The organism is Microbulbifer sp. HZ11 (genome assembly GCF_000708675.1).
GTDB lineage: Bacteria > Pseudomonadota > Gammaproteobacteria > Pseudomonadales > Cellvibrionaceae > Microbulbifer.
Genome location: NZ_JELR01000001.1, coordinates 101,880 through 128,410, shown reverse-complemented (window position 1 = coordinate 128,410; position 26,531 = coordinate 101,880). Strand labels below are relative to the sequence as shown.

General features: G+C 55.0%; 18 protein-coding genes and 1 riboswitch. Of the genes, 9 read left to right on the top strand and 9 right to left on the bottom strand.

Features of this window, described 5'->3' with window-relative positions; genetic code table 11:
- Positions 1-111 precede the first annotated feature (111 nt).
- Together AU11_RS00515 and AU11_RS00510 are read right to left on the bottom strand one after the other, a co-directional pair.
- Positions 112-1,368, bottom strand: coding sequence for an RDD family protein (locus AU11_RS00515; RefSeq protein WP_043315596.1), 1,257 nt, complete (start codon positions 1,366-1,368; stop codon positions 112-114).
- Positions 1,368-3,059, bottom strand: a complete 1,692-nt coding sequence (locus tag AU11_RS00510; RefSeq protein ID WP_043315593.1) for a molecular chaperone HscC — start codon at positions 3,057-3,059, stop codon at positions 1,368-1,370. The genes AU11_RS00515 and AU11_RS00510 overlap by 1 nt, the downstream gene beginning before the upstream one ends.
- Before the next feature lie 309 nt (positions 3,060-3,368).
- Between AU11_RS00510 and AU11_RS00505 the strand changes: the two genes are divergently transcribed.
- From AU11_RS00505 to tdh, 5 genes are all read left to right on the top strand, one after another.
- Positions 3,369-5,006 carry a 5-guanidino-2-oxopentanoate decarboxylase gene (locus AU11_RS00505; RefSeq protein WP_081847850.1) on the top strand — a complete coding sequence of 546 codons (1,638 nt, stop codon included), beginning with the start codon at positions 3,369-3,371 and terminating at the stop codon, positions 5,004-5,006.
- A gap of 110 nt (positions 5,007-5,116) precedes the next feature.
- Entirely contained in the window at positions 5,117-6,550 is a 1,434-nt protein-coding gene (locus AU11_RS00500) for an aldehyde dehydrogenase family protein (RefSeq protein ID WP_043315591.1), read from the top strand.
- 65 nt (positions 6,551-6,615) lie between these two features.
- Positions 6,616-6,769: riboswitch (SAM-I-IV-variant riboswitch) on the top strand.
- Between the two features lie 62 nt (positions 6,770-6,831).
- A complete protein-coding gene (locus AU11_RS00495) occupies positions 6,832-7,047 on the top strand; it encodes a hypothetical protein (protein ID WP_043315589.1) in 216 nt (71 codons plus the stop codon).
- A gap of 281 nt (positions 7,048-7,328) precedes the next feature.
- Positions 7,329-8,528: a glycine C-acetyltransferase gene (locus AU11_RS00490; RefSeq protein ID WP_043315587.1), complete on the top strand. Its 1,200-nt coding sequence runs from the start codon at positions 7,329-7,331 to the stop codon at positions 8,526-8,528.
- Positions 8,529-8,537: 9 nt separating this feature from the next.
- Positions 8,538-9,566 carry an L-threonine 3-dehydrogenase gene (tdh, locus tag AU11_RS00485; RefSeq protein WP_043315585.1) on the top strand — a complete coding sequence of 343 codons (1,029 nt, stop codon included), beginning with the start codon at positions 8,538-8,540 and terminating at the stop codon, positions 9,564-9,566.
- Positions 9,567-9,619: 53 nt separating this feature from the next.
- Here the strand turns inward: tdh and AU11_RS00480 are convergent, their stop codons facing one another.
- Positions 9,620-10,861, bottom strand: a complete 1,242-nt coding sequence (locus tag AU11_RS00480; RefSeq protein ID WP_043315583.1) for a sodium:proton antiporter — start codon at positions 10,859-10,861, stop codon at positions 9,620-9,622.
- A 58-nt stretch (positions 10,862-10,919) separates the two neighbouring features.
- The gene (locus AU11_RS00475) at positions 10,920-12,464 is read right to left on the bottom strand and encodes an FMN-binding glutamate synthase family protein (RefSeq protein WP_043315581.1); all 1,545 of its coding nucleotides are present in this window, start codon (positions 12,462-12,464) and stop codon (positions 10,920-10,922) included.
- Between the two features lie 130 nt (positions 12,465-12,594).
- Here AU11_RS00475 and AU11_RS00470 point away from each other — a divergent pair, with 130 nt between their 5' ends.
- Genes AU11_RS00470 through AU11_RS00460 form a run of 3 tightly spaced genes read left to right on the top strand, consistent with a single transcriptional unit; the run spans position 12,595 to position 14,805 of the window.
- Positions 12,595-13,683, top strand: a complete 1,089-nt coding sequence (locus AU11_RS00470) for a PA0069 family radical SAM protein (RefSeq protein ID WP_043317773.1) — start codon at positions 12,595-12,597, stop codon at positions 13,681-13,683.
- Positions 13,684-13,707: 24 nt separating this feature from the next.
- Entirely contained in the window at positions 13,708-14,007 is a 300-nt protein-coding gene (locus AU11_RS00465; RefSeq protein WP_043315578.1) for a GIY-YIG nuclease family protein, read from the top strand.
- Positions 14,008-14,031: 24 nt separating this feature from the next.
- Positions 14,032-14,805, top strand: coding sequence for a TSUP family transporter (locus AU11_RS00460; protein WP_043315576.1), 774 nt, complete (start codon positions 14,032-14,034; stop codon positions 14,803-14,805).
- On the opposite strand, the gene AU11_RS00455 is transcribed toward AU11_RS00460, so the two are convergent.
- Complete coding sequence (locus tag AU11_RS00455) at positions 14,789-15,505, bottom strand: transposase (protein WP_231491375.1); 717 nt, start codon at positions 15,503-15,505, stop codon at positions 14,789-14,791. The genes AU11_RS00460 and AU11_RS00455 overlap by 17 nt on opposite strands.
- Before the next feature lie 244 nt (positions 15,506-15,749).
- Here AU11_RS00455 and AU11_RS18635 point away from each other — a divergent pair, with 244 nt between their 5' ends.
- The gene (locus tag AU11_RS18635; RefSeq protein ID WP_369797796.1) at positions 15,750-16,091 is read left to right on the top strand and encodes a TSUP family transporter; all 342 of its coding nucleotides are present in this window, start codon (positions 15,750-15,752) and stop codon (positions 16,089-16,091) included.
- Here AU11_RS18635 and AU11_RS00445 read toward each other — a convergent pair.
- The 4 genes from AU11_RS00445 to AU11_RS17930 all read right to left on the bottom strand — a co-directional run bounded on the left by AU11_RS00445 (position 16,075) and on the right by AU11_RS17930 (position 26,501).
- Positions 16,075-16,323 (bottom strand): transposase, encoded by a 249-nt coding sequence (locus tag AU11_RS00445; protein ID WP_051686821.1) that lies wholly within the window; start codon positions 16,321-16,323, stop codon positions 16,075-16,077. The genes AU11_RS18635 and AU11_RS00445 overlap by 17 nt on opposite strands.
- Before the next feature lie 130 nt (positions 16,324-16,453).
- The gene (locus tag AU11_RS00440; protein ID WP_043315573.1) at positions 16,454-16,702 is read right to left on the bottom strand and encodes a hypothetical protein; all 249 of its coding nucleotides are present in this window, start codon (positions 16,700-16,702) and stop codon (positions 16,454-16,456) included.
- A 743-nt stretch (positions 16,703-17,445) separates the two neighbouring features.
- Entirely contained in the window at positions 17,446-17,805 is a 360-nt protein-coding gene (locus tag AU11_RS00435; RefSeq protein ID WP_051686820.1) for a hypothetical protein, read from the bottom strand.
- A 5-nt stretch (positions 17,806-17,810) separates the two neighbouring features.
- Positions 17,811-26,501 (bottom strand): RHS repeat-associated core domain-containing protein, encoded by an 8,691-nt coding sequence (locus AU11_RS17930; protein ID WP_156035054.1) that lies wholly within the window; start codon positions 26,499-26,501, stop codon positions 17,811-17,813.
- Positions 26,502-26,531: the final 30 nt, after the last annotated feature.

Sequence of the window (26,531 nt, the reverse complement as noted above, 5' to 3'; positions counted from 1 at the left end):
AAGACCAATCTATCGCAACACCGGGTCCAGTGGTCGCCATCGGCTTCGACATCGCCCGCAAGTGTACGCAGTTTGGTCTCCGATCCCCAATCTGTATACCACACCGGAGGGCTACTTCTGCCGGCGCAGATGTTCCTCACGGCTTTTTCGATAATTGATCACGTGCGTGCCGCTGAGGCGGTCGTGCATCAGGTTGCCGCCGAGGAAACAATTGATAAACCAGCCAATCTTGTAGGTAACCAGGGTGAGAGTGAAGCTGAGAGTGCGCCAAAGACCGCGCCCGTACCCCAGCCGTTGAAAATTTTTGTTGGTGACCTTGTACCCCATCACCCATTTCCCCGGTGTGGTCTGCCATCGGGAGCACTCGCACAGCCAAGAACCCACCAAATAGAGTCCACCGGTCACAACGATACCGAGGACGGTCGCATCGGACTCCGCCCGGCCGGAGACTTTCATGATGATTGCCGTAGCCATGACCCCCATCATCAGGTGCACCAGCATCATGTCCAGTAACACGGCAACGGAGCGCCCCAGCAGTGAACCAAAAAAGTATTGGCCCAGCTGCTCTTCGGCCACCTTGGGCTTCTCGCGAACCAGCTTGCTACCACCCCGGATTGCCGTCGTTGGGTCACGCTCTGTGTCAATCGGCTGCATGGCATCAAACAGGGTATCCGCGAGCGCTTCGTCAAACTGCTGGTAATAGGCCGGCGCATTGCCAGACCAGCCAAATAACTGATCACAGTAAGCCAGTACATTCCCGGTGACATGGGTATTGTGTTTGCCCCCGTGCTTTGCGGCATCCTGATTGAAGCGCGCAAAACGCTCAAACACCGCCAGCCCGAGATTCCAGTTGTACTCTTCTTCCAGCATATAGCGGGATTCAGCGAGGAAGTGCCAGCGCTCCTCACGGTGAATACGCAGGGGGTCTTCAAGCACCTGCTCCACCAGAACAAGCACACGGCGGTATTCTTCGATGCGCAATTGCCGGGCCGCGTCCTCTTCCGCTTCAGACCCGATCTCTACCCCAGCCTCTTCCGGTTCCAATGGAGCGGACTGCTCTACCGGAGATACCTGCGGAGACGACTCGATCAGCGGTGGTACCGCTTCCCGAGCCGGCTCGACAACAGATTCCGTCGCTGCCCCGGCAGGCTCCTCGATAAGGACCTCTGTAAGCTCCTCGGCCACCGGCGCACTGCGCCGGGCCTGAGCCTGAGCCAGCTTCAGTGCCATTTTGTACGCACTGTGCAGCTGTTGAAATTCTTCCGGTTTTTCGTCGGGACGGTTGAGCTTCAGCTTGGCCGCATAGGCTCGCTTGACCGCACGGGGGTCATCACAGGGCTCGATGCCAAGGTGTGCCCAGGGGTTCATCAGATCCAGTCCTCGCCGTCGAAGCGGTCGAGAAACGCCTGCAGCCCCGCCTGCGCTTTTTTGATTTCCGCCGGGTTTTGTCCGTTCAGCACCCGGTCGAATTCCCCCAGTGCATGGGAAATGGCATCCCGCTGCGGACCGAGACTGGCTTCGTACAGACGCTCTCCGCGGGCAATCAGTGCGCGGTTGACTTCGTCCTCCCGCGGGTGGAATTTCAGAGCAGCCAGTTTTTCCAGTGCCGCCGCTTTCGCTTTGTCATCCAGTGCACCGGGAGTAAATTCAATCAGCTTGTTGTAGGTGTTTCCGGTGGAGACCACAGTGACATCCACTTCCAGCAAGCCGTTCATATCGTAGCTGTAGCGAATATCCACCGCCTCTTTGCCCCGCGGCCCTTTGGGCACCGGCACACTCATCTCACCAAGAAATACGTTTTTCTTTACCAGGCGGTTTTCCCCCTGGTAGACATCGATACGCAGTTCGGTCTGGTTGTCGCTGGCCGTGCACACCTGCCGCACCACGCTGACCGGCACTACCGTATTGCGTTCGATAATTGGCAGGAAGTAACTGCCCTGATCCGGGCTGTCTTCATTCACAATGCCGGTGCCCAGGGTGTAGGGGCAGACGTCGGTAAGCACGATATCGTCCAGCGCAGCATTGCGGGATTTCAGTCCACCCTGAATCGCCGCGCCGATGGCAACCACGGTGTCCGGATCCAGATGGCAGGACGGCAGGCGCCCGAACATACGCCCCACCATGGAGCGGAACAGGGCCATGCGGGTGGAGCCCCCCACCAGTACCACTTCATCGATAGATTGCGGCGGCATGTCCGCGTCGCGCATGGCGCGCTCGATCGGACGTTTGGCGCGCAGTAATAGCGGAGTCGCCACTTTTTCAAACCATTCACTGGTAGCGGCCCACTGGAATTTTTGTTTGCCCAGGTCCAGCTCCAGGGGTTGGGAGGCCTGCTGGCCAATCCGGCGCTTGACGCTCTCCATCTGCATATACAGATTCTGCTGCTGCCGGGCAGTCAGTGCAGACTTCTCCAGGTCGAGCTCTTTCAGCACGCTGTCGATCATCGCCTCGACAAAATCCTCACCGCCGAGAAAATTGTCACCGGCGCTGGCATGCACTTCCATAATGCCGTCAAAAAACTCGAGGATAGACACATCAAAGGTGCCGCCCCCCATATCGAGAATCAGGAAGTTTCCTTCGCGTTTGTCATGCAGTCCGTAGGCCACGGCTGCAGCGGTGGGTTCGTTGATAAGGCGCTCAACCTTGAGCCCGGCCAGCTCGCCCGCCAGCTTGGTGGCGTGACGCTGGTTGTCGTTGAAATAGGCAGGCACGCTGATTACCGCTTCGCTAACCGGCTCGCCCAGATGCGCTTCGGCGTCTTCTTTCAGAGAGCGCAATACCAGCGCAGAAAGCTCCGTGGCGCTGTACAACTGACGTCCCAGCTTGACCTTGTGATCGGTGCCCATGAGGCGCTTGAATGCGGCGACGGTACGATCACTGTGATTGATCAGGCGCTCCTTTGCCGTGCGCCCGACTACCAGCTCGCCAGCGTCATCCAGCCCCACTACCGAGGGCGTAAGTAATTCCCCCAACCGGTTCGGGATCAGGGTGACAGCCTCATCCGTCAAAATTCCGCATGCACTGTTGGTCGTACCCAGATCAATCCCGACAATGGCCATTGTTCCCCCTGAACATAAAACCGGCTGAAATGTTTTTATCGTTGTGCGCCATTGAACCATATTTCAGGCGCCAGGCACTATTTGACGAGCCGCCCTGCGAGGACACTATCTCACCCCCAACCTGCAACCCCGGCAGGATTCACAAATATCCTGCCGCCAAGGCAGCCCTATCTTAATTTTCCTGCGTTTAATCCCGCAGGGATGCAGACTCTGCGGACGCTTGCAGCCCCCGCGGCGCAAGACTAGGCTCCGTTGCATACCCGCTTGCGCAGGCAAGCCAACACAAGAAAGAACAGGCAGGAACAAGGCATGTCTTCCGCAACTTCTCAAACCCCACAGAATACCGGAGCACCAAGCTGCGCACAGGTACTGATGCACCTGTTAAAAGGTTACGGTGTGGATACCGTATTTGGCATCCCCGGGGTACACACTATCGAACTGTACCGCGGTCTACCGGGCAGCGGCCTGACCCACATCACGCCGCGCCATGAACAGGGTGCAGCGTTTATGGCGGATGGCTACGCCCGTGCCAGCGGCAAACCCGGTGTGTGTTTTCTGATCACCGGACCCGGTGTAACCAATGCCGCTACGGCCATGGCCCAGGCCTATTCCGACTCTATTCCGATGCTGGTGATCAGTGCGGTCAACCGCCGTGAAGATCTCGGCAGTGGTCGCGGTCGCCTGCACGAACTGCCGCGGCAACAGGATGTCACCCGCGGTTTCTGCGTGTGGCAACACGCCCTGACCAGTGCCGAGCAACTGCCGGAAACCCTGGCCCGCGCCTTCCAGGTGATGCACGCGCCGCGGCCGGGTCCCGTGCATATCGAAATTCCCATCGATCTTTTTCCCGCGGCCATGTCCCACGGGATAGCGGACTATCGGGCAGTGGCGCCCACCGCCCTGCCTGCCGCACCGGCAGACACCATTGACCGCGCGGCGAAACTGTTAGCGAAAGCGGAGCGGCCAGTGATTCTGCTGGGGGGCGGCGCGCAGCAGGCTGGCGCAGAGGCCACCGCGCTGGCGGAAAAAATTGCCGCACCGGTATTTGAATCCCTCGCCGCAAAAGGCATCGTCGACGAACGCCACCCGCTGTGCGGCGGCGCCAACCTGAGTTTTTCCAATGTGCGCGAGCGGATTGAAAACGCGGACGTGGTACTGGCAGTGGCGACGGAACTGGCAGAAACCGACCGCAACCTGGTGCGTGACAATTATCATTTCAAAGGCAAGCTGATTCGCGTAGATCTGGACCCGGCGCAACTGGTCTGTAACGCCAATCCGGACCTGGCAATCTGTGCCGATGCCAAAGCCGCCCTGCAACAGCTGGTCGATGCAATGGCTGCGGTCGACAGAACTGCGCAAGCGAAACATGCCGCCGACGAAGTCGCGCAATTGCTGCGCGAATGCCGCAGCGAATGGTGGCCGGGTTCCGAAGATCGCTACCCCTGGGTGCAGGCTCTGCGCGACGCGCTGCCGGATGACGGCATCCTCGTGACAGACTCCACCCAGCTGGCCTACAACACCAACCATGCATTACGTCTGTTTCAGGCGCGCAGCCACATTACCTGCACCACCGGCTACGGCACCCTGGGCTTCGCCCTGCCCGCCGCCATCGGCGCCGCACTGGCGAGCCGGCGCCCGGTAATCGGCCTGATTGGCGATGGCGGCATCATGTTTACCCTGGGTGAACTGGCCGCCGCTGTGGAGCAGAAGCTCGCGCTGCCAATACTGGTTTGGAACAACAGCGGTTACGGCGAGATTCGCGATTTCATGGACGAGGCGGCGGTGGAGCAAGAAGGTGTCAATCTGCATGCGCCGGACTTTGTCGCACTCGCCCGCGCCTTCGGTGCCGAGGGCTGCCGCATCGAGCAACCGGAGCAACTGGGCGAAGCGGTGGCACAAGCCTTCGGCCGCCAGGGCCCGACCCTGATTGAAATTACTGCGCCCTGAACGGACGCGCTGCTGGAGCCTGCCGGCAGGCGAAATAGTCAGAGCTCTGTAGCGGTTCCCATGGCGGCAAGCTCCTACAGAAGAAACACAGAGAAATTTGGAATTAATTCATGACAACAATCAGTCAACTGCCCACGAAAAAACTGTACATCAACGGTGAATGGCGCGATTCAAAAGGCGGCAGCCTGCACCCGGTGATCAACCCTGCCACCGAAGAAGCCCTGTGCGAAGTCATTCAGGGCTCCATGGAAGATGTGGACGACGCCGTAGCGGCTGCCAAGGTGGCGTTCAAAGAGTGGCGCCACACCCGCGCTGCCAAACGCCAGGCTCTGATGCACACTATTGCCGACGGTATGGAAGCGCGCAAGCAGGACCTGATCGACGCCGTATCCCAGGCGCTCGGTTGTCCCGCGCATATCACTGAATGGTTGCATATCGATGGCCCCATCTACGCCATGCGCTACTACGCCGACCGCGCCGCGCTGATGGAAGAAACCGAAAAGGCCGGGCACTCTGTCGTGCTCAGGGAACCGGTGGGCGTGTGTGGATTTATCACCCCGTGGAATTACCCGTTGCACCAGTTTGTCGGCAAGGTCGCCCCCGCCCTCGCCGCCGGCTGCACCATGATCCAGAAACCCTCGGAGATGACCCCGCTACAGGATTACGTGATGGCGGAAATCATCGACGCCGCCGGCCTCCCCGCCGGTGTATTCAACCTGGTTCCCGGCGCCGGCCCCATTGTCGGTGCGGCGCTTTCCAGCCACGTGGACATCGACATGGTGTCCTTCACCGGCTCTACCCGCGCCGGTATCGAGGTGGCCAAGTCCGCGGCGCCCACGGTCAAACGTGTGTGCCAGGAGCTGGGCGGTAAATCCCCGTTTATCATCACCCCCGACGCCGACCTCGAAGCCGCCGTACGCTGGGGCTGTGAAGACGTGTTCATCAACAGCGGACAAACCTGCACCGCACTGACCCGCATGCTGGTACCGGCCGAGCGCTACGAAGAAGCGGTGAACATTGCCAAACGCGTGGCCGAAGAAGTGGCCATGGGCACCGGTGCCGACGACTTTATGGGCCCCCTTTCCTCCGCCCGCCAGCGCGACATCGTGCGCGGCTACATCGATAAAGGCATCGCCGAAGGCGCACGCCTGGTTGCCGGCGGCAGCGAAATTCCCGAAGGCTTCGCCAAAGGCTTCTACGTCAAGCCCACCGTCTTTGCCGACGTCACCAACGACATGACCATCGCCCGCGAAGAGATCTTCGGTCCGGTCACCTGCATGATTCCGTACAAGGATATGGACGAAGCCATCGCCATCGCCAACGACACCGAATACGGCCTCTCCAGCGGTGTCTGGGCTAAAGACGCAGAATCCGCAATGCACGTCGTGCGCCGTATCGAAGCCGGCCTGTGCTTCGTCAACGGCGGCGAGTTCAATTACGACGCCCCATTCGGCGGTGTAAAGCGTTCCGGCAATGGGCGCGAATTTGGCGCCGCCGGCCTGGACGAGTTTATTGAACTGAAATCCGTGCAACTTCCGGCATAAAACTCTGACGCGCCGTCGCCCGCGGCGGCGCTGTTGACTGGCTGTTCCGCCATCGCTATCTTTGCCCCCGACATCAAGAGAGTGGCTGACGCCAACGCCAACCTGCCTACCGGGGCAAGGTGGTTTCTCGTCACGGAACGTACCAGCGTACGGCCCGTGTAGAGGATGGGGCTCTCGCTGAACCGCATTGGTTACAGCGTTGCAATCCTACCGGGATGCGATTTTTTTAACTGACGAATCGCCTCTTCCGCCGTCAGCCCTCCAGAATTTTTGGAGGGAACATGTCCGAATTACAGCTATCCAGCACCGACGTTATCGAAATCCAGATCGCGCCCCAGCGCGCCCGAACCGCCGTCCGGGCAGTGAAACGCAGCGATCGGCAACTGCTGTGGCAACTACTGTTCGACACAACGGAAGACGCGCTGGCCTTCGCTACCCACTGCCGCGCCAGCGACGCACCGGTCACGGCTCACAAGGCCTGTGAACTGGTGGGATGACACTACACTAGGCACGGATTGAAAAAGTGGATATACAGACTCTTTCCACTTTACTGGATTGATAACCTATAGGGTTGCCGATAAGGCTGCGATAGCGGGTATAGCCTTGTGAGACCTTCAAAAACAGGATGTTTTTGCAGAGCCCCCAGGGATGGGTTCACGGCGTGTCTCACAAGGCTATACCCGCTAGCGCTGCCGCCACAGATCGCGAACAAGCGGTACCACCGACGCCTGAAATAGTCCTACTGCCAAAAGCACTGACAGGAGCCAATAACAACGCCATGTCCAAGCCCGAGCAATTTTTCCAGCACCTGCGCGACGAACTGAAACAGATCGAGGCCGATGGCCTCTACAAGCGCGAGCGCATCATTACCTCGCAGCAGAGTGCAGAGATCCAGGTCAATAACGAAGACCAGGTCCTCAACTTCTGCGCCAACAACTACCTCGGGCTCGCCAACCACCCGGACTTGATCGAAGCCGCCAAAGAAGGCCTCGACCAGTACGGCTTCGGCATGGCCTCCGTGCGCTTTATCTGCGGCACCCAGGACATCCACAAAGCCCTGGAATTCCAGCTGTCTGAATTTTTACAGACCGAAGACACCATCCTTTACACCTCCTGTTTCGACGCCAACGGCGGCCTCTTCGAAACATTACTGGGCCCAGACGATGCCATCATCTCCGACGCCCTCAACCACGCCTCCATCATCGACGGCGTGCGCCTGTGTAAAGCCAAACGCTTCCGCTACGCCAACAACGACCTGGCCGATCTCGAAGCGCAACTGCAGGCCGCTGACGCCGCCGGCGCCAAAACCAAACTGATCGCCACCGACGGCGTCTTCTCCATGGACGGCGTCATCGCCAACCTCAAAGGCATCTGCGACCTGGCGGACAAATACAATGCACTGGTAATGGTCGACGACTCCCACGCCGTCGGCTTCCTTGGCCAACACGGCCGCGGTACTCACGAATACTGCGACGTGGTCGAGCGCGTCGACATCATCACCGGCACCCTCGGCAAAGCCCTCGGCGGCGCCTCCGGCGGATTCACCTCCGGCCGCAAGGAAATCATCGACCTGCTGCGCCAGCGCTCGCGCCCCTACCTGTTCTCCAACTCCGTCGCGCCCGCCATCGTCACCGCGTCGTTGAAGGTGCTGGACATGCTGGTGGAAGGTGGCGAACTGCGCGACCAGCTGCAGGAAAACTCCCAGTACTTCCGCAAGCGCATGACCGACGCCGGCTTCACCCTCGCCGGTGCGGACCACGCGATTATTCCGGTAATGATCGGTGACGCCGCCCTGGCACAGAAAATGGCCGACAAGATGCTGGAGAAAGGCATTTACGTGGTGGGCTTCTTCTACCCGGTGGTCCCCAAAGGTCAGGCCCGCATCCGCACCCAGATGTCCGCCGCGCACACCCGCGAACAGCTGGATCGCTGCATCGATGCATTTATTGAAGTCGGTAAAGAACTCGAGATTATCTAAGCAGTATTTATGAAAGCATTATCCAAATTAAAGTCCGAACCCGGCATCTGGATGACCGACGTTGAGGTACCGGAACCGGGCCACAACGACCTGCTGATCAAGATCCGTAAAACCGCGATCTGCGGCACCGACATGCACATTTACCACTGGGACGAATGGTCGCAGAAAACCATTCCCGTCCCCATGGTGGTGGGCCACGAGTATGTGGGTGAAGTTGTTGGCATGGGCCAGGAAGTCGCCGGTTTCAAGATCGGTGACAGAGTGAGTGGCGAAGGCCATATCACCTGTGGCCACTGCCGCAACTGCCGCGCCGGCCGCCGCCACCTGTGCCGCAATACCTACGGTGTGGGCGTAGACCGCCAGGGCGCGTTTGCGGAATACCTGGTAATCCCGGCTCTCAACGCCTTCAAGATTCCGGACAATATTTCCGATGAGCTCGCCTCCATCTTCGATCCGTTTGGCAATGCGGTGCACACGGCACTGTCGTTTGATCTCGTCGGTGAAGACGTTCTGATTACCGGTGCCGGCCCCATCGGGATCATGGCCGCGGCCGTCGCCCGCCACGTCGGTGCACGCCATGTGGTGATTACCGATATCAACGACTACCGTCTGGAACTGGCAAAGAAAATGGGCGCGACGCGCACCGTCAATGTCAGCAGGGAAAAACTGTCGGATGTAATGAAAGACATCGGCATGACCGAAGGCTTTGACGTGGGCCTGGAAATGTCCGGCGTCGCCGTCGCCTTCCGCGATATGCTCTCCGCCATGAACCACGGCGGCAAGATTGCCATGCTGGGGATTCCCCCGGGCGAAATGGCCATCGACTGGAGTCAGGTGATCTTTAAAGGCCTGATTCTCAAGGGTATCTACGGACGGGAAATGTTCGAGACCTGGTACAAAATGGCCAGCCTGATCCAATCCGGCCTCGACCTCTCCCCCATAATCACCCACCAATTTTCCGTGGACGAATTCCAGCAGGGTTTTGACACCATGGGTTCCGGGGAATCAGGCAAGGTTATTCTGAATTGGGCGTCCTAAATGCCCTGGCTATCTACCTGACCACCTACGGGCAGCGATATCGCTGCCCGTATTCAAAGCCCCAGTTTATTGATCAATCGCGTACTGGTTGTCCCCTGTATCAGTAACGAAAACAACACCACGCCAAATACCATCGACTGCACCGTCCACCAGTACGGCAGTTCCGTGGGCAGTGACAGCACCAGCGCCACCGCTATTACACCCCGCAAACCGCCCCAGCTCAAAATCAAACGCCAGCTGTTTGGAATCGGCGGCCCCACAAAACGCGCAAAGGGCGCCACCAGAAACACCGCCAGTGCCCGCGCTCCGATTGCAGCAACAATCGCAATAATCATCGCCAGCCATTGATGGGTGAACATCTCGAAGGTGATCACCAGCCCCATGATCACGAAGATCAACGCATTGAAAAATAACCCCAGCCACTCCCAGGTCGGTGCCGCATGGGCCAGGTAGGTTTCCTGCTGCTCGCGCAGACAGGCGCGAGCCACAATGGCGCAGATCATGACCGACAGGATTCCTGAGACCCCGACCACGTGCTCCGCCAGATAAAAGCTGCCGAAGGCCGCCAGCACCAGAACCATCAGCGCAGCGCCCGCCGAGCCGAGAAACAGAATCACGATAGCGGTAACCAGCCCACAGATGGTGCCCACCGCAAGGCCACCAAAAAATACCGCCGCAAAATACAGCGCAAAACCGCCCACGCCACTGATCGCCTCGCCGGTGGCCACACTGCCTTCCATCGCACTGTGACTGGCAATACCCAGCGCAAAAGCAAACAGCACAATTGCGACCGCATCGTTAAACAGGCTTTCCCCTTCCACCAGGGTTAACAACTCTTCATTTGCGCGACTCTGGCGCAAACGCGCCACCACCGCCACCGGATCGGTGGCGGCCAGTATGGCGCCAGTGAGAAACGCGGCCAGCCAGGGAAAACCGGTGGGATGGTGAATACCGTAGAAGACAAGCAGCGCCGTAATCAGACAACAGATCAACACGCCGAGGGTCGCCAGCAGCAGTACCGGCCCCAGCCAGCGAAACAGGATATCCGGATCAATCTTCCACGCGGACTGAAAAATCAGTACCGGCAGGATGACGAAAAATACCAGCTGATGCAGGTTTTCCGCGCGCAGCCCGGTGTCGTAGTCGAATACCGGTAACAGCATCCCGGCCAGCACGCCTGCGATCAGACAACCAAGGGTGTTATCGCGCTTCAGAACACGGGCGATACCGAGACCGACCACTGCGGCCACCGCCATATACAGCCCCTGCCCAACCAGTGTGGTGACGCCTTCCATGCTCGCGGTCTCTCTGTTGTGCGTATGTATGTTGTGCCTATGTAGAGCGTAACGCGGCTCAGATCTGATCGCGATCGCTGGCGATCACCGCCTTGGGCCTACCTTCCGGCGCCAGGGTGGTCAGCGGTACCGGCACACCGCGTTCGTTGATGACCTCAACGTGTGCGCGACGCAACTGGCGCGGTTCCGGTACGCCACAGGAGTGCGCGATGGTTCCCACCTCGTATTCCATATTGTGCGCGTAGTGATAGACACGCTCCGCTTTGTCCATGGGGTCCAGCCCCTGCTGTAAATCCGGGTTGTGTGTAGTGACGCCGGTCGGGCAGGTGTTTTTGTTGCACTGCATGGCCTGAATACAGCCGAGGGCGAACATAAATCCCCGCGCGCAGTTGACGAAGTCGGCCCCCATGGCGAGCGCCCAGGCCACCATCGACGGAGTGAGCAGTTTGCCCGCACAAATGATTTTAATGCGGTCGCGCAGACCGTATTCGGCAATCAGATCCACCACCAGGGGCAGGCTGCGATTCAGTGGCAGACCCATGTAGTCCATCAGGCTCTGCGGCGCGGCACCGCTGCCGCCATCGGCACTGTCGATGGTGATGAAGTCCGGCGCGCTCTCGGCGCCGCGGCGCAAAATGGCCTCACACAGTTCGTGCAGCCAGTCGCTATTGCCGATCACACATTTGAACCCGGTGGGCTTGCCGGTGACTTCGCGAATATGATTGAGCATATCCAGCAGCCCCTCGACGTCCTTGATTTCCGGGTGGCCGTTGGGGCTGATTGAATCTTCTCCCACCGGTATGCCGCGCACATGGGCAATCTCCGGTGTCACCTTCACCCCCGGCAGGATACCGCCCTTACCGGGTTTTGCCCCTTGCGAGAGTTTCAGCTCGAACATTTTCACCTGCTCGTGCCCGGCAACCTCGCGCAGCTTTGCATCGGACAGATTGCCCTCGGCATCGCGCACGCCGTATTTGGCTGTGCCAATCTGAAACACGATGTCACAACCACCGGCCAGATGATGGGAAGACAGGCCCCCTTCCCCGGTGTTCAGCCAGATACCGGCTTTCGCCGCGCCTTTGGAAAGCGCAGTCACCGCCGGTACCGACAGGGCGCCAAAGCTCATTCCGGAAATATTGAAAATCGAGCGGGTGGTATAGGGTCTGCGTGCAACACCCTCCCCCAGAGTGACCTCCCGCGCTGGTACTGCATCCTTGGCCAGAGTGGGAAACGGATGATTGAGAAATACTATATCGCCGGGCTGATTCAGGGGGCGGGTGGAACCAAAGGCCAGGGTGGAATCCACATTCTTCGCTGCCCGATACACCCAGCTGCGCTGGGCGCGATTGAACGGCATCTCCTCCCGGTCGAGGGCAAAGAAATACTGGCGGAAGAACTCGCCCAGGTGCTCGAACTGATAGCGGAAACGCCCCAGTACCGGAAAATTGCGGCGGATCGCCTGTTTGGTCTGGCTGATATCCGACAGATACAGATACACCACATACAGCACCAGCACCACCAGCCCGAAAGCAAACAGCATGGCGAATATCTGGAGCACCTTGACCGCAAACGCATAAATAGCGGCGACAGATTGAAGATCCATTCCCTAGTTCCTGATGGCTGGTTTTTAGCGCGTACTGGTCGGTCATTGTAAGTGCTGGGGAACGCTCTTGCACCGTCTGCGGCCTGGCAATAAACTGTACAAACATACAGCCAAGCACCGAATACCCACCGTGGCCAATGACGCTCCCGACAACCCCACCCAATCCCTCAAGGGCCGCGGAGCCACCAGTAACCTGGCGGGACGCTTTGTAGATCAGGTTAGCAGCCGCGAGAGTGACGGCTGGGAGACCCTGCTGGAACCTCAGGAGCGGATCGAGACGGTAGCGATTGAGGAGAAGGCGAAATCGATCATCGCCACCAATAACTCACCGGATATTCCCTTCACCCAGTCGATCAACGCCTACCGGGGCTGTGAGCATGGCTGTGTTTATTGCTACGCCCGTCCGGCCCACGCTTATATGGACCTGTCGCCCGGGCTCGATTTTGAAACCCGGCTGTTCTACAAGCCCAATGCGGTGGAACTGCTGGAATCGGCACTGCGCAAAAAGAGCTACCGGTGCAGCCCCATCGCCATGGGTACCAATACCGACCCCTACCAGCCGCTCGAGAAAGACAAACAGATCACCCGCCGGATACTGGAAACCCTGCAGCGCTATCGCCACCCGGTCACCCTCGTCACCAAGAGCCAGCTGATCCTGCGTGACCTGCCAATACTGGCGGAAATGGCCCGGGACAATCTGGTACACGTGGGCATCAGCGTAACCACACTGGACCACGAACTGAAACGCAGGCTGGAGCCACGCACCGCGGGACCGGCGGCGCGCCTGCGCACCATTGAAGCGCTGGCCAATGCCGGCATTCCCGCCGCTGTGATGGCCGCGCCGATGATTCCCGCCCTCAACGATTCGGAACTGGAGCAGATACTCACTCAAGCCCACGGGGCGGGTGCCATCCACGCCGCCTATATTCTGCTGCGGCTGCCCTACGAGGTGGCGCCGCTGTTCCGCCAGTGGCTAGCGGAACACTATCCGGAGCGCGCGCAGCATGTGATGAGCCTGGTGCAACAGAGCCGCGGCGGTAAGGACAACCAGACGGAATTTGGCCAGCGCCAGCGCGGTACCGGCGTATTTGCCCAGTTACTGCAGCAGCGATTTCGGATAACCTGTCGCAAACTGGGGCTGAATGCACGCAAGCTGGACCTGGACTGCAGCCAGTTCACCCTGCCACCCCAGTCCGGGGATCAGCAGAGTCTGTTTTAATAGCTTTTTATCGACGGTAGTGTTTTGTCCGACTGGTTTATTTACCTGATTCGCACCAACAATGGGTCGCTCTACACCGGCATTACCCGGGATGTGGCGCGGCGCTTCGAAGAACACAACAGTAGTGGCCCAAAAGCGGCAAAGGCACTGCGTGGGCGCGGCCCTCTGACCCTGGAATTCCAGCAGGGTGTCGACAGCCATTCCGAAGCGCTCAAACTGGAGCTGCAGATTAAAAAATGGAGCAAGGCACGCAAAGAGGCGCTGATCGCCGGTGCACTCAGTCTGCCGACGCAAACGCTGAACTCGCCTTCCGAAACCCCCTAACCCGACTTACCCAAGAAGTACCCGATGGAAATCACCCTGACCCTGCTGTTGATCCTGTTTGCCGTGGCCATGCTGGCTGGCTGGGTGGATACCCTGGCCGGCGGCGGCGGCCTGCTGACGGTACCCGCCTTACTACTCGCCGGCGTACCGCCGGTGGCCGCTCTGGCCACCAACAAGAGCCAGGCCATTCTGGGAACCTTTACCGCTACCGCCACCCTGTATTCCAAGGGGCACTTACGCGAGCGCTCATTGATCTTCCCCATAATTACCGCCGGGATTGGCGCGGGCGTGGGTGCCTGGCTGATTCAGCGGGTGGATACCAGCTGGCTCAACTGGGTTATCCCCCTGTTGCTGCTGAGCGTCGCGCTGTACGTGTGGTTCACTCCCAACATGGGCAATAGCGAGCGCGAGGGGAAAATGAGTGAAAAACAGTGGGCGCTGACCTGTGTCCCTGCAGTGGGAGTGTACGACGGGGCCTTTGGTCCGGGAACCGGCACCTTCTTCGCCGCCTCCGGGGTCGCATTTCGCGGGCAGACCCTGCTCACCGCCACTATCCGCGCAAAGCTGTTCAACCTCACCACCAACATGGTTTCCCTCGCGCTGTTTGCCGCCGGTGGCAAGGTGATCTGGACCATTGGCGGTGCCATGATGGTCGGACAGATGCTGGGTGCCTTTATCGGCAGTCACACCATGCTCGCCGGCGGTACCCGCCTGATTCGCCCCCTGGTGATCACCATGTGCATATTGATGTCGCTGGGGCAGATCGCTCAGTATCTGGGTGTTATTCCTCAACCTTGAGCAAAGTGGACACTGGTAACTTTGGTCTTCCCTGTGGCGCCTCCGTCACCCGCCGCTGCCACCTGTCTTCCAGCGCCTGCTTAAACTGCTTGCTACCCAGTGCCAGCCCTTTGTTCACGGATTTCCGAATTTCATCTATCAGCTCTCCGTCAAGCTGGCTACGAAATAGAGACCGATAACGCTCACACCGCTGCTCCGTGTCACGACCAAGAGCCAGATACTCCGCATGCGGTGTAACGACAGAAGACTGTTTACCCAATCCGTTGCAGGAATAGCTGGACCAATAATAATCTGCCGGGTCCTCCACCATATTTGCCCGAACTGGATTGAGCTCGATATACCGGTAGCATTGCAACAGATACTCTTTCGATTGCACCAGGCAGGATTTATACCTTCCTTCCCACAGAGTCCCAGAGCGGCGATATTCTCGGTTGAAATATCGCACATAAATTCTTCCGATGGCCTGCATCATCCGGCTAACAGCATTTTCTCGCTGCGGTGTAACCAGCAAGTGCACATGATTGGTCATAAACACCCAAGCATGTACCTGAACACCAAACTCTTTAGAGTACTCTTTCAGCCAGCCCGCGTATGCAATCAAATCCTGCTCAGATAAAAAGCATGCTTGGCGATTATTTCCGCGCTGGATAACATGCTGTGGAATTCCTACCGGGTTTAGGCGAGGTAATCTGGCCATCATAAAGTCCTTTTTCTGATGTCCAGATTCTAACCGGCTAGGGGTGGTGAGATGTTAGATCAAGTGTCAGAAATTTGATCTGACCCCATTTATTGACCCCATTTATTTAAAGCATGCCTGGCGATTATTTCCGCGCTGGATAATATGCTGTGGAATTCCTACCGGGTTTAGGCGAGGAAATCTGGCCATCATAAAGTCCTTTTTCTGACGTCCAGATTCTAACCGGCTAGGGGTGGTGAGATGTTAGATCAAGTGTCAGAAATTTGATCTGACCCCATTTATTGGGACTTTCTTCGCTGCATCCGGGGTCGCGTTTCGCGGGCAAACCCTGCTGACCGCCACTATTCGCGCAAAGCTGTTCAACCTCACCACCAACGTGGTTTCCCTCGCCCTGTTTGCCGCGGGCGGCAAAGTAATCTGGGTAATCGGCGGTGCCATGATGGTCGGACAGATGCTGGGAGCCTTTATCGGCAGTCACACCATGCTCGCAGGCGGTACCCGCCTGATTCGCCCACTGGTGATCACAATGTGCATACTGATGTCGCTGGGGCAGATCGCTCAGCACCTGGGGTTTATTCCTCAGCCTTGAATAACTTGCTAACGGAATTTTCACGCTGCGGTATAACCAGCAAGTGCACATGATTGGTCATAAACACCCCAGCATGCACCTGAACACCAAACTCTTTAGAGTACCCTTTCAGCAAGCGCACGTATGCAATCAAATCCTGCTCAGATAAAAAGCATGCCTGGCGATTATGTCCACGCTGGATAACATGCTGTGGAATTCCTACCGGGTTTAGTCGGGGCAATCTGGCCATCATAAAGTCCTTTTTCTGATGTCCAGATACTAACCAGCTAGGGGTGGTGAGATGTTAGATCAAGTGTCAGAATGTTGATCTGACCTCATTTATTTTATTCCGGACGCGCCAGCGTCCGGAGGGGCATTGCTGGCTAGGGCATCAAGCATTCCACTAGCGGCCTAGCCTGCTCGTAGCAGATCAACGCCGCCTGCACAGGTTCATAACAGAACCAACCCAACATGGCGCCGGCCAGTATCGACATTGGCAGGTGGGCGATAATCCGTTCCCGCGGAGGGTTGTCACCGCCATCGCTCCAATTGAAGAACCGCCGAACCTGGCGGTAGCCCAGATACAAGGCGCCAGTTATCACCGCACCAGCTGCTGCGTACAAATACACCATATTTCATCTCCTGTTGGATCTTTGCGTTTTGCCCGACCGGGCAAGCCCATTCTGCCGCTTTTTCTCTCGCCCCATGCTCGCGAGCGCCAGCGCTCAGCCCCCTTCTCAGTTCTTTTTAGCTGCCCTGCGGGGGGCAGCAGCACGAGGTGGGCAGGCTTTGGCTGGCAGTTTCCACGCTGTACGCCCTGGCGCAGTGACTGCACATCGGCATTGACGAGCTGCTTAGCAACGAGAGTAAGACCGCCGGCAAGCGCGGCCCCACTTCCAGGCTACAGCAACACATGGAGCAGATCAGTCAACTGCCCAGAAGTCGGCAGAAACTGATTTCGGAGATGCTGGACGGGGTGATCGGGCAGCGGACGTCGGCCTGATTGCCTGCCTCCCGAACGACAAAGCCCCAGCAGACCACTCTGCCGGGGTATTGTTTAAAAGGGCATCAAAATTTTGAACTGACCCCATTTATTTTTGCATTTATTGAATGACCCCATTTAATGCAAATGTTGATCTGACCCCATTTATTCATATGCTGTGGAATTCCTACCGGGTTTAGGCGAGGAAATCTGGCCATCATAAAGTCCTTTTTCTGATGCCCAGATTCTAACCGGCCACGGGTGGTGAGAGGTTAGGTCAAGTGTCAAAATGTTGATCTGACCCCATTTATTATCAAAATGTTGATCTTATTAACCCCATTTATTAAGTGTCAAAATGTTGATCTGACCCTATTTATTCCATTTATTCATCTCTTATTGATTCGACCTTATTTCATCTTGCTCGAGAAACATACCCTGAAGATCGCCATTAATCAGAGTGCCACGAGAATGCTCTTGCGATAGACAGAAGTCCGACTCCTGTCCCTCCAACCAAGAAACACCATCTAAAACAGCAAAAATATGTGAAACTGTATCAACCGAAACCTGCCGCATCATTTGCAACAGCACTTCCTTATCATCTGAACTTAGACCTTGATAAAAGCAAATTGCCTTTCTTCCAAATTCATCGGATGCTCGTTCCGGATTAGCTTTCTCATACATCTCTCGATATTGAGAAACACTATTTTCCACTAATTCTGCATAAACTTTAGAGACAAATTCCTGACCTTTCATATCACTCACTTTCTAAATGGATCTGGATACATAGTTTTGTTCATTTGTATTAATTTTTGTAATTGACTGTTAGGGGGAGAATATACACGACGTAATTCTCTAATATCCCGTGCGAGAACTTGTCGAGCATTGGTTAGGCCTGTAGTGCTTCGAGAGACAATCCCCCTCTCAACATCTCTACGCGTGTGGCCCACGCGAGGGACTAAGATTGCAGGGGCTGAGTTTCGATCATATCCGTCGATAAATTGTCTCATCAATGCCGCTTGACCAACATGATGAGAGTCGTGGCCGGCTAACGTACCTTTAAGCTCTCTATGCAAACCAACATCGAAAACTCTGGCTGCTGACTTCTCTATTCCAGCGGGGCTTCTAGCAACCAGCCCAAACACTATCGAAGCCGGCAAAGCCATGTCATGGCCAAGCTGTGCTTCTGGAGAAACTGGTGCTTCAAATGGAGACTCATAATCCGCCCCCTCTAAATTTGCAGGTGACAACTCCCCAGGGTAAAGCTCAACAAAAGGATTAGGTGAGTCATACCAAGCCGCAGAAGCAAAGAGATCGAAAATACCTTTCGCAAAACCACTACCGAAGCCATCCGAACTGTTATTACTCTGCCCAGTAACACTGATCTCATAAATGGCCCCCTGCTGCCCCGGCATATCAGATCGGTTGCTTATCTGACTAATTTCTGATGCAACAGTCTGCCCAAGATTTACTCCACTTGCAGAATTTCCCTTACCATTATTTAGTTTATTTCGCTCAGTGGGTCCATCTTCGCCACTACTGAATTGATTCCAATTATCATTCCATGGCTTATTCCAATTATCAAAACATGTTGTAGTCGCACAGGCCACATATCCACTGGGATCCCTCCCCGCCAATGGATTGTTCATGATATAGCTATACGGATTCAGACTCTGGCTATTTCCAGGCTCTTGGATAAACGGATCGACGGACAAAAACCGGCCCAGATTGTAATCATAAGCCCGCCCATTCATATGAATCAGCTCAACATCATCCAGATGCTCATGATCCGTAAACCCGCGAGTGGTCAGAGTGCTCTCCAGCCTCGCCACCGCCTTGTCCATGATATTGCCAAGCCGCGGTTTGCCAAACGGGTCGAAGCTGTGGGTTTCCAACAGGTTACCCGATTCGTCCCCAATCGCCACGGTAGAACCCAGGCGGTCTCGGTGAGTGAAACCAATTTTATGAGTGAGATCCGTACCGTTGTCGGTGGTGGTTACTACTGCAATATCGTCAATAAAGTGACGATATTGCGTATCGCCACCACCGCTAATATGCTCAAAGAGTTTGTCAATATAGATCGTGGTTTTGCCTGCGGCCTGATTGACCTGCTTGTAGCGCATCTGATCCGCGCCATAGGAGAAATACAGGTCCGCACCATTGCGACTGATCCGGATCGGCTTGTTGAAGGCGTTGTACCAGACCTGCTGGCTCCCGCCCTCATGGGTACGGTTGCCATTGTCGTCGTAACCATAGCTGAGTGTGCCTCCACCCACCAATGTGACGCTTTTGACCGCACTCGGTCCACCGGTAGTGCCACCGGTATACTCATAACTACTAGCGAAATCATCCTTCTTAAGCAGGTTTCCGATAGCGTCATAGTCATAGTCGATGGCCGGTCCATCAGTTCTGGTAGTGTAGTCGAGGCGATTCAGCGCGTCGTAGAAGTGATTCTCCACGTTCATGGACGGACTTTCGCTGGGCACACTGACGGTGGCCTGCTCTAAATTGCCAAAGCTATCGTAGCTGTCATACGACAACATCTGATGTTGCAGGACCAGGCTATCGAAGGCTGTTCCCAGCATCTGGCCAGTTTCCGCATGGAATGCACGCCCGATTACGTAGTTGTCCGCGGCAACATTGGCGAACTCCCATTCACCCCAGGCGTCCATATGAGTGATTTCGCGGTAGGTATAACCACTGGCGGCATTACTGGTTCGGAACTGATAGCCGGCATCATTATAGCCATACTGGACCGTTAACCCGGACGGATAGCTCAACCCCTTGAGGCGTCCATAGCTACTATCAAAGTGGCTAACTGTGACAAAGTCTTGGCCATCAATCGTTGTAGTAACTTGATCGGGGCGACCCAAGGCATCATAGCGGTAACTACGGCTGTAATTCGCATCACTACGGTGCTCGCTGGACAGTAGCCCCTTACCGTTCGGCACTGCGTCATATACCCAATTGGCCTCTTCCACTCCATTGACGCTACGGCTTTCCATTCGCCCGAGGCGGTCATAGGTGAGACTCACAATATCCAGATTGCCATCGGTTTCCGTCTCGACCTCGCCGAACCCGTTATAGGTGAAAGACTTGACTCCCATATTGGGGTCATTTACCCAGTCTTTCTGGCCCAGCGCGTTGTATTTGGCAATGATACGATTTGTCGCAGCATCCTGGAGCACGATCGGGTTACCGGCACCATCGTAGGCATACTTGGTGCTACCACTTAGCGCGTCAACGGTTTCCGTTAATTGCTGTAAGCCGTTATAGGTGCGGCTCATAGTGCGGCCATTCACCAAGATACTGGTGGTGAAGCCTGTACCCTGCTCGTGGGTATAGTCGACATCCAAAATCTGGCTATTGGTTTGATCCACGGTTTTGCCCAATACACGACCGAGCGTATCGTAGTCTTCGTACCGCGTACCGTAGCTATTGGGGCTGCTGGCGTAATACGGCACCGACTCAAAGGTCACTTGCCCCAGCTCATTGAACTCAGTTTTTCGAACCACCCAGTCAGTGCCATCAAATGCCTGCACTTCCGTGCGGATAACACGACCGAACTGATCGTGATAGCTAAGTGTGGTGGGCGTCCCGGCCTGTTGTTGCACTATTTTGTAAACAGCTCCCGGTGCGGTGACACAGCTGGCATTACACCACTCCATGGCAGTATTAGCTTCCGGCGCCAGCCGCAGACCCAGTGCCGACGGCGCGGAGACAGTGATTAAGCGACCAAAAGCATCGTACTCGTAGTTTGTGGTCAAGCCATTGACGTCGCTCACAGAGTCCGGCTTACCATGCTTGGGATTGGTAATGGTGGTTACCGTGTGACCCAGTGCATTCTTGACCGTTTTCGGGAAATAACCGTCGCCGCTGAATTCTGTGGTTTCCACAAAACGGGAAGTTGCTACACCTTCATCGTTTTCCTCTCCCTCTGCGGTTGTGACAACCTTCTCTGGTAGCCCGTAATCTGAATAGCTCGTTTCCACTCTGCTCCATTTTCCGGTGGAGGGGTCGGTGAGAACACTAGTCGGTTTACGGGCGTCGCTATCCCAGGATTCATAGGAGACTTCTATCTGTTGTTGCAGGTCAGTATTCGGTTCTATTGCTACACCACTACGGCTCTGAATTGGGAGCTTGGTGACCGTCTGCTTTTCCAATTTATTGAGCCACCAGATGGTCTCGTCCGCAGGGGCGTATTTCGTACTCGTGCTGCTCCTAACAATATGAGAGCTTCCCACCTCTTCATATCGGTTGGTGGCGAGCAATATGTTACCCCATTCATCGAAGCTACTGCTTTGGGTCTGCTTATAAAGGAAGGAGCGCGCACCGTTCAAGGTACGGTACGTTGTACTCTGCTCCTTCGGACCCACGAAATATGGGTCATTAGCAGCAACGGAAGAGCTATCCGTCAAGTCTTCCACCACAATTGGGGAGCCGTGCCCACCCGCTGGCCAGAATTGCCACGAAAAGTCGGAATCGATAAAAGCTTGCGTAATATCGGTGTCTGAGTCCCGATCATTCAACTCCCATTTTCGTTGTCGATGCAACTTACCCGCAAGTGGGAATATCTGGTGGAAATCGGATTGGGTCTCGATATTAGCCGCTTCATCCTCTTCGATGATAGTGTGAAAGCCTTGAAATCCTCGGCCGCGGCTATTAAACACGGCACCTTTATAGCGGTACTGCTTTGTATTCAGGCCGCCGATACCATTCGACTGTCGGTGCTCTGCGACAACGTACATACTAGATGTAAATTCAAGGTGATCAGCTCGCACTGCCTCAGCGAGGCTATTAAGATATCCGCCACGCTCATAAAAGGGCTTGTCTTGCGTATGATAACGGTCGTCGCGAGAGGACAAAGGGCGATAGTCCCATTCGTGCTCTACACCAAAACCGCTTTTAACCCCGACTAATACATCGATTGGAGCGTATCGTTCACCCTCAGTTGCGGATCCCCGGTTTCGATTAATATAAACACCGGTAGATTTCCCATCCATAACACCACTTGTGCTGTGGTAAGAACAGCCAGCGGTTCGGCAACCATAGGTAAACACCAAATCTTGTAATCCATTACCAAAACCATCAAATGACGCAGTTTGGGTAGCGGAGCCGTACAAATCTGTCGCCACGAGACTTGCGGAAATATTCCCAGAAGCATCTTCACTGAACCGAATAGCTTGGTATTTGTAAACACTGTCATCGTGATTATCCACATCAATGGATTTCCCTTCGAGTGGATGCCCGCCATTGGTAGGGTCCAGCAATTTGCTGTACAAGCCATCTCCACAAATGGTCAAACTTTGCACTGTGGATCCCTGCTCGAAGCTCGATTCAATATGGCAACCTATTGCCACCCTAATACCGGGAACGAGAATCTCTGCGCGCCCGTCAGCATCAAGGTCCATTTGCCTGTAGTTACTCGCGTATTTTGCGTAGACCGCACGCCGCCACTCGGAACTGCTTTGATGGTAATACGGGAAAGGGCGAGTTTCGATTAGCCCACTACTATTCTCTATGACTCTCCAGCCGCCAAAAATCCCGCTACCTTTATTCATGCTTACCAGCAGATCAGCATCATTATCCCAACTAACCCAATCCTGAAGTCCGTCTCCATTGATATCTATAAAATAATGGAAGAAGTAAGTTCCATTACCAGAATCTGGATTTGCGTGTAGGGAGAGATTTACTTCGTTAAATGTGACCTGAGAGGGGGAACTACTCTCGGCCAAGTGCAATCTGTACGGCATTGGCTGGCGAGATAAGTTACTGCCATTATTAATGGGTAAGTCGTTGGTAAACTCCATGAAATCTGGCAAACCATTCCCATCCATATCACCCATAAACTGAATAGAGGTATAACGGTAGTTACTTTCACCGTCATACTGATACAGGTGTTTTCCGTTATTTACAAAGGGCGCAGAATCGTTGCCCGTATGGAGATAAAGATAGATATCTCCACTACTGTCAGTACCTCGCTCTATGACAATATCCGGGCGTCCGTCGCGATTGTAGTCGTCGATGTTGGCAACTATCTGCTTAGGGTAATGGCCTTCATTCATTGGAATTCCGGTCGAAACCCAGCTTCCCGGCTCATAGGAAACTTGTAAAACGTTATTGTGGGACCGCCAACTATCTGTAGCACCGTCCCCATTGAAATCCCCAGAGATGCAATAAGGTTTGTGGGTAATGAAACTGATTTCGCAAGTTTGCAAAGGCACTAAACCTGTCTCGCGCACTTCACCTTCCGCATCATGCTGCCAAGTAGGCCAATCTAGTACACCATCTGCATTCGCGTCACCCTGGGGGCTCACATCTACAATATGCCGCTTGCTTTGCAACATAGGGACAAGCGAATCATTTTCTCGGTAGCCGACCTTCTCCAACTCGAATTGGGGCTCCGCATCCTGCCACGTCAACAACGTAGGCGCCTGACATATGTGGATTGTGCCTTCGTAGCCACATAGCTCTATGCTTTCCAACAAGCTCCTACCGGATGCATCGCTTTGCTTGTAATGAGTGTTGTATTCAAGTATTTCTTCTGAGGCAACGTATGTAATCAACTTATCCAAACGCTTGGTCTGCCGCGTTAGACCACCAGCTATGTACTTAGAGCTGACATCATCTCTGGATTCATAAACAAAGTTAACTCGACGATTGCCTTTGGTAGTACCAACCCCGCTGTAATAAATATCAGTTAGTAGATATTCGCCCCAACCGACATGCTGGTACTGGTAGTCAATTGAATTCTTATTCGTCGTTCGGTCTTCTTCTCGGCTTATCGCCCAGCTCAGCACTCCTGATGCACCTTGCGGAGTATGCCGACTATCAGATGTTCCACCATAATAGCGAATCCGCCCATTCTTAAGCTCTGCGGTAAAGGAACTACCAGAGGAATTGATAGCGCCGGACTGCGTGATTCTTGTAAACTCATCTATCTCGGTCCGATAAACTGCCCCAGAACTTCCGTAAGTACCACTTACTAGAATCAACCGCTTTCCGTCTAGGCACAACCTGTCGTGAGTAGCGTCATACTGCACTGTTCGGTAAATACCGTCATGGGCTAGTGTCTTACCACAACGACTAATCGCTGAGCTCGAGCTGAGTGACCAACCCATACCGAGAATTCCATTCCCGCTTTGACTGGAGTAGTTAAAGCTGAGGTTTGGCTGGACATTACCTCTTCCCGGTGGAACTTGAATCTGTAAGCGATAACTCGCTTGTCCACCAGCCACACCACCCTCAGAGGGCAGTGCGCCTACGCTTCCGTCATGATCGGGAGCCCCTCCCGGAGAAATTAAATGGTCATCTGCCGGCACAAAGTCAGCGCTCGCCCAATCAGGGGCCGGAACGACTTCTACCGAAACAGATGCCTCGCTATAATCACTGCATGACCAGTCGAACTTGTTACACGCTCTGACTGAGAATTGCCAATCAGCTTCAGTCAGCCCCCGCACAGTAGTATCATTTTTATCAATTTTACCAAGTCCTGACGGGATCCAATCTCCATCGACTTCACGCTTATTCAGTTCGTAATAGATATTATTTCCTGGGGCAACTCCCCATTGCACATAGACGGCTCCATTACTCGAATCCGCATGCGTCGGTGCATCGGGGCGACCAGGGATATGAGCAACATTAAATGAAACTGGTGCGCTAGGATTAGAACAGCCAGCCGGGTTACACGCGACAACAGTGTAAGTGTAAGTACCATCTGCAAGCTCTGCTGGCCCATATTCATGTGGTGTGGTCGGTGCTTTTCTATTACCGGACGAGTTTTCGACAGCGTACTTCGGAGACTGCCCACCGTTTTCATAGATCTTGTACAATCCTGCAAATTCAGGTGTCAGATCTTGCCATTCGATATTAATGAGTCCATCAACACTATTTTCTATCTCGTTAACGACCGGATCGGACGGCGGATCTATTTTCCATACTTCAACTTCTACGGTATCGCTCCAACTCGAGCTACACCCTTCGGAGTTACAGTTTTTGCTACGAAATTCGTAATTGCCATCCGGAATTTGGGTAACTTCAAATACTGAAGTCGTAGCCGTCTGGGATTGAGCTGGCCAAGACTGCCCGGTTAACCTCTTCTGCCAAAGGACCTGATCAATTGGGCCCGTACTTTCGGAGCTAATAGTTAGATTTCCACTATACGATGTAGCCTCTCCGCTACCAGTATCAATACCCAATTGCGGTACGCTGGGCTTGATTATCACATTGGCAGAGACCGGTCCACGGACACCGGTAAGATCCTTATCGACACACCCGCCGTCAGTATCTTCCTGGTGACATGTCCAGCCTTGTAATGAGTATACATAGGTGCCACTTACAGTCCGCGTGTCAGAATACGCTTTCCCCTGTCCGTTATAGCTCCAACCTGAGTCATAAATATCGACTCCATCCCTGAGAAGGACTACACGATCAACCGCCCAGTTCTTCCAAAATAAATTGACTTCCCCACTGTCAATAGAGTCAATCCGAATTTCAGGAAGCGTAACTATTGTCGACTGAGCTGAAACCCAGCCGCTACAAGCGGTAACACCTTCATAAACGCTACAGGCCTTCACCTGATAGGTGTAGGTCCCGTCAATTGTTTTCGAAAACGACTTAATAATTCCCGACTGGGTCCAGCTATTAGCGGTAGCACCGCTCTCATTCAGGATATAATGCTCTGCAGCCGAGACTGCCCCCCAACTTACCGAATAGCCGCCATTGGAAGTAGCTGGCACGGAGAAATTCGAGGGCTTTGCCGGCGCCCGTGAAACGATGACATTACCCGACGTTTTATAGTTGCCTGTCACCCCATTTTCGACCGCCGCAACCCGATAGCGATATATACCATTATCACGATCAGTTACTGTTTCCTGGACAGCTGCTCCTTCGTAAACTTCCACCCAGTTACCACTATTTTTTTGCTCCTGCAAAATATAGCTATCTGCGCCGCTAACACTCCCCCAGGACACGGCGACGGAACCATTTGTACTAGAGGCCGGCACGTCGATTGATCCAGGCGTCAACACAACCGTAACTGTCGCGGTATTCGAGTAGAGGCTGCACCCACTAAAACACGCTCTGACCCGATAACTGTATACGCCGGTAGTCCGCGAGGACCGAGTCAGTGATGTAGAAGAAACCCCATGCACATCACTTGACCAAGCACCATTATCTTTTTTCTCTTGAACTTCATAACGGCTAGGGGAGCCAGTTGCCGCAACCCAACTTACCGGGAAACTACCCGTTTTGTTGGTGGATGCAAGAGTGATCGCGCCCGTGGTGGGAATATCGACGACCACAGTGTGTTGCCCCTGCAAGGTCAAGAACCCTGGTTCTACACAATTTCCCTGAGTGCCATATTGGAGGCATTCATCGCCTGAATAGTGCTTGTATTCCCAAGTCCCCGTATCAGCACCGCCTACGTTGAAAGTGCCACCTGCAGTACTCACTGTAGGATCTCCGTATAGGGATCCGCCTTT